Here is a 5,148-nt window from a genome sequence, read left to right as displayed (position 1 = left end):
CACCAGTCGCTGCCGCGAGCAGCGACCGGACGCAAGGGGTCGGGCCTTCGGGCCCGGCCCCTTCGGCGTTCCTACCCGCCGGCGTCGGCGACGACCGCCGACGCGGCGACATCGCGGGCGGCGGTGGAGTTGCGCACGACCAGCGGGGACGCCTCCCGCACGCGGCGGACCGGGGCATCCGGATCCTGCAGCCGCCGCATGAGCAGCTCGACCGCCGTCCTGCCCTGTTCCCTCGGTCTCTGCCGCAGGGTCGTCAGCGAGAACATCTCGGCGTTCGTGTGATCATCGATCCCGATGACGCTGAGGTCGGCGGGCACCCGCACGCCCAGCCGCCGGGCCGCGATGATCGCGCCCACGGCCACCTCGTCGCAGACGCAGACGAGCGCGGTCGGGCGCGTGCGGCGGTCCGCGAGCAGCTCCGACGCGCCCGCATAGCCGCCCGGCATGGTCGCGGTCGAGCGGACATGACGGATGCTCGCCTCGAGCCCCGCGCTGCGCATGGCATCGCGGTATCCGTCCACCCGCAGCGCGTCGCCGAAGCTGGTGCGCTTCCCGTCCGGGTCGCCGCCGAGGAACACGACGTCGCGGTGACCGAGCCCCAGCACGTGCTCGGTGGCGATGCGTCCGGCGGCCGCATCGTCGATGGAGACCGCGTCGGTGCCGATGTCGTAGCCGCCCACGCTGACCATGGGCCGTGCCGATGCGGCGAGGCGCTCGAGCTCGTGGGCGCTGGGCTCGATGCCGACGGCGATGAGTCCGTCGAACCTCTTGCGGGCGAGGAAGTAGTCGAACATCTCCTGCCGGCCGCGCGACCCGGTCGGTCCGCCGTAGAGGGCGAGGTCGTACCGGTGCTGGAGCAGCGAGTCCTGGATGCCTTCGAGCACCTCGGCGAAGAACCACCTGCTGAGGGTGGGCATCACCACTCCGACTGTGCTCGTGCGGCCGGTGACCAGACTCGTCGCCGAACTGGACGCGGCATAGCCGAGCTCGGCGGCCGCCTCCTGCACGCGCCGGCGCGTCTCGGCCGCGACGTAGCCGCGGCCCGTCAGAGCACGGCTCGCGGTCGCCGGCGATACGCCGGCACGTCGCGCCACCTCGGCGATGCCTGCCACTTCACCCCCCGCGCGCCCACACTGAATGACGACGAAGTGAAAGCGCTTCCAGAGCGGTTCGTTCCTTCTCAGCCCCCATCCTGCCCTGAACAGGGACGTTATGCCACCGATATCATGCCGTATTGCCCCGGCAGGACGCTCCTGCCTACTGTGGGTGTGGAAACGATTCCGCTTTCGGAGCGTTCTGCCCCGCCGAGCGGATCACGAGCGAAGGGGAATGACTTGAACACTCATACCCGTGTACGCGGCGTCGCCGCGACAGCGGCGCTGGCGACAGCAGGACTCCTGATCGCAGGCTGCTCCGGAGGGGGCGGCGGCACCGAGACCACCGGAGGGGGCGGAGACTTCTCCGACGTCACCCTGAACGTCGCCGCAGCCTGGTCCGGCGCTGAGCAGGCGAACTTCGAGGCCGTGCTGCAGAAGTTCACCGAAGACACCGGCGCGACGGTCAACTACACGAGCTTCGGCGACAACGGCCCCACGTATCTGCAGGGTCAGCTCGAGGGCGGCTCGCCGCCGAACGTGGCCATCGTCGGACAGCCCGCGCTCATGCAGTCCCTCGCCCAGAACGGCGACATCATGCCGGTCTCGGCGGAGGTCGCCGATGAGATCGCGGCGAACTACTCGCAGAGCTGGATCGACCTGGGCAGCGTCGACGGCGAGCTGTACGGCGTGTGGTTCAAGGCCGCCAACAAGTCGACCGTCTGGTACAACGCCGACATCTACGACGGCGCCGGGGCCACCGCTCCCGAGGACTGGGACGGGTTCATGGAGCAGCTGCAGCTCGTGCAGGACTCGGGCTACTACGGCATCTCGGTCGGCGCCGACGTCGGCTGGCCGCTCACGGACTGGTTCGAGAACGTCTACCTGCGCACCGCGGGAGCCGAGAAGTACGACCAGCTGACCAACCACGAGATCCCGTGGACCGACCCGTCGGTCACCGAGGCGCTCGAGGTGATGGCGCAGCTGTGGAGCAGCGACGTGCTGCAGCCCGGCGGCGCGCAGCGCACCTTCCCGGAGAGCGTGACCGCGGTCTTCGGCGCGAACCCCGAGGCGGGCACCGTCTACGAGGGCGACTTCGTGGCCGGCAACATCACCGACGACGGCAACTCGGTCGTCGGCGAGAACGCGCTGTTCTACAACTTCCCGTCGATCAACGGCTCGGCGCCGGCGGTCGTCGGCGGCGGTGACGTGGCGATCCAGTTCACCGACGACGACGCGACCAACGCGCTCATGCAGTACCTGGCCTCGCCGGACTCGGCGTCGGTGTGGGTGCCGCTGGGCGGCTTGACCTCGCCGAACCAGAACGTCGACCCGTCGCTGTACCCGGACGACACCGCGCGGCAGATCGCCGAGGCGCTGACCGGTGCCGAGACGTTCCGCTTCGACATGTCCGACCTCACGCCCAGCGCGTTCGGCGGCACGGCCGGTCAGGGCTTCTGGCAGATCATGATCGACTTCTACCAGGACCCGACTGACATCCAGGGCACGCAGGAGGCGCTGGAAGCGGCCGCAGTGTCCGCCTACGGCGGCTGAACGGCAGCGCCGTGACCGTCCTGGTCGACGCGGCAGCCGATCCGAAGGGGGGCGAACAGCCCGTTCGCCCCCCCAAGGGCCGGTGGCGCCGCACCGCGATCATCGCGTCGTTCCTCGCGCCCGCACTCGTCGTGCTGGGCGCGCTCGTGGTCTACCCGATCATCTACACGATCTACCGGTCGTTCTACAGCGCCTCCGGAGACGAGTTCGTCGGCCTCGACAACTACGTCACGATGTTCACGAACGAGGCGACGTTCACGGCGATCCGCAACAACGTCATGTGGGTGATCGTCGCCCCGATCACGTGCACGGTGCTGGGGCTGATCTTCGCGGTGCTGCTCGAGAAGCTGAAGTGGAAGACGGCGTTCAAGCTGATCATCTTCATGCCCATGGCCATCTCGATGCTCGCGGCCGGGGTGATCTTCCGCAGCATGTTCCAGGAGGACCCGAACCTCGGTGTCGTCAACGCGACCATCGCGGGCGTGCAGAACGTGTTCTCCGACGCGTCGAGCTACCCCGGCGCGCGCCCTCGCGACGGGTTCGGCATCATCGCGGACGGTTCGACGATCGTCAGCGAGGCCGAGCTGCAGACCGGGAGCTCGCAGGACTTCCCGCTCGTCGGCGTGCGGCAGACCGACCTGCCCGCCGACGCCGCCCAGGCAGAGCCCGCGCCCGCCGCGAATGACACGCAGATCACCGGCACGGTGTTCCTCGACGTGGTTCCCGGCGGCGGGGGCGTCAACGGCGAGATCGAGCAGGGCAAGAGCGGGCTGCCGGGCATCCGGGTGGATGCCGTCGCCCCGGACGGCGCGGTCCGCGGCTATGCCACCACCGGCGCCGGCGGCACCTACACCATCGAGGGCCTCTCGCCGGATGAGAGCTACCGGGTCGCCCTGCCCGCGACGAACTTCGATCAGGGCTTCCAGGGTGTCGCGTGGCTCGGCCCGTCGCTGATCAACGCCGTGATCATCCTGTCCTACGTCTGGATCTGGGCCGGTTTCGCCATGGTGATGATCGCGTCGGGGCTGTCGGCGATGGACAGGTCGCTGCAGGAGGCATCCCGTGTCGACGGCGCCAACGAGTGGCAGGTGTTCACGAAGATCACCGCGCCGCTGCTGTCGCCCGTGCTGATCGTGGTGTTCGTCACCCTGGTGATCAACGTGCTCAAGATCTTCGATCTCGTCTACGTGATACCACCCGGCGTGTCCAAACCTGCGGCGAACGTGATCGCCGTCGAGATGTGGACCGTCTCCTTCGGCGGCGGAGCGAACCAGGGCCTCGGCTCCGCGCTCGCGCTGCTGCTGCTGATCCTGGTGCTGCCGTCGATGATCATCAACGTGCGCCGCTTCCGAGAGGAGCGGGGACGATGACCGTCAGCGACCTCCAGATCGTCAAGGGCAAGAAGACGCCGGTCCAGCGGGTCCTCGGGGTGCTCAGCTCGAGCGTCGTCAACGTCGTGCTGATCCTCGTGGCGCTGTTCTGGCTGATCCCGTCGATCGGCCTGTTCTTCACCTCGCTGCGCTCCGGCGGCGACAACGCGGCATCCGGCTGGTGGACCGTGTTCACCAAGCCCGCCGAGCTGACGCTGCAGAACTACGCGAACCTGATCCAGAACCCGACGATCATGAGCTCCTTCTGGAACACGATCGTCATCGCGGTGCCGGCGACGGTGCTCGTGGTGCTCCTGGGCGCGCTGGCGGCCTACGCCTTCGCGTGGACGGAGTTCTGGGGCCGGGACTGGCTGCTGATCGTGGTCATCATCCTGCTGGCCGTGCCGGTGCAGGTGGCGCTGATCCCGCTCGCCCGGCTGTTCGGGGCCATCGGGATCTTCGGCTCGGTGTTCGGGGTCATCCTGTTCCACGTCGCCTTCGGGCTGCCGTTCGCCATCTTCCTGCTGCGGAACTTCTTCACGCAGGTGCCCGGCGAACTGCTCGAGGCGGCGCGCATCGACGGGGCCAGCGAGTGGCGGATCTTCTTCACGATCATGCTGCCGCTCGGGCTTCCGGCGATCGCGTCGCTGGCGATCTTCCAGTTCCTGTGGACGTGGAACGACATGCTGGTCGCGCTGATCTTCACGAACTCGGAGTCTCAGCCGATCACGGTGGCGATCCAGTCGCAGCTGCGTCAGTTCGGCGCGAACATCGACGTGCTGTCGTCGGGAGCGTTCCTGTCGATGATCATCCCGCTCATCGTGTTCTTCGCCTTCCAGCGGTACTTCGTGCAGGCACTGCTGGCGGGGTCGCAGAAGTGAGCGACATACTTGTCAGGTGCGTGCCGCACGGGCGCGCTCCCTGGGAGGGAATGGAGACCCGATGGGCATCGACGACATCGTGAACAAGGGCAAGCAGCTCTTCGAAGAGAACAAGGACAAGGTCGGCGACTTCCTGAAGTCCGACCAGGTCGAGGACATCAGCGACAAGGTGCTCGACGGCGCCGCCGACCTCGCCAAGAAGGTCACGCCCGACGAGCACGACGCGAAGGTCGATGACATCCGGGACAA

General features: G+C 68.1%; 5 protein-coding genes. 4 read left to right on the top strand and 1 reads right to left on the bottom strand.

Going from position 1 to position 5,148, the window contains the following annotated elements:
• Nucleotides 1-71: 71 nt before the first annotated feature.
• Nucleotides 72-1,112 (bottom strand): LacI family DNA-binding transcriptional regulator, encoded by a 1,041-nt coding sequence (locus tag ACIWQI_RS14315; protein ID WP_396658404.1) that lies wholly within the window; start codon nt 1,110-1,112, stop codon nt 72-74.
• Nucleotides 1,113-1,334: 222 nt separating this feature from the next.
• On the opposite strand from ACIWQI_RS14315, the gene ACIWQI_RS14310 reads away from it, so the two are divergent.
• The 4 genes from ACIWQI_RS14310 to ACIWQI_RS14295 form a co-directional block, all read left to right on the top strand.
• The gene (locus tag ACIWQI_RS14310; protein ID WP_396658403.1) at nt 1,335-2,648 is read left to right on the top strand and encodes an ABC transporter substrate-binding protein; all 1,314 of its coding nucleotides are present in this window, start codon (nt 1,335-1,337) and stop codon (nt 2,646-2,648) included.
• 11 nt (nt 2,649-2,659) lie between these two features.
• Entirely contained in the window at nt 2,660-4,018 is a 1,359-nt protein-coding gene (locus ACIWQI_RS14305) for a carbohydrate ABC transporter permease (protein ID WP_396658401.1), read from the top strand.
• Nucleotides 4,015-4,899 carry a carbohydrate ABC transporter permease gene (locus ACIWQI_RS14300; protein WP_396658399.1) on the top strand — a complete coding sequence of 295 codons (885 nt, stop codon included), beginning with the start codon at nt 4,015-4,017 and terminating at the stop codon, nt 4,897-4,899. Before ACIWQI_RS14305 ends, ACIWQI_RS14300 begins: the two co-directional genes overlap by 4 nt.
• Nucleotides 4,900-4,960: 61 nt before the next feature.
• Nucleotides 4,961-5,148, top strand: a 188-nt coding sequence (locus tag ACIWQI_RS14295) for a hypothetical protein (RefSeq protein WP_396658397.1), incomplete at its 3' end; no start/stop codon positions are given.

This window comes from Microbacterium sp. (assembly GCF_044508325.1).
GTDB lineage: Bacteria > Actinomycetota > Actinomycetes > Actinomycetales > Microbacteriaceae > Microbacterium.
This window is presented reverse-complemented; position numbering and strand designations above follow the sequence as displayed.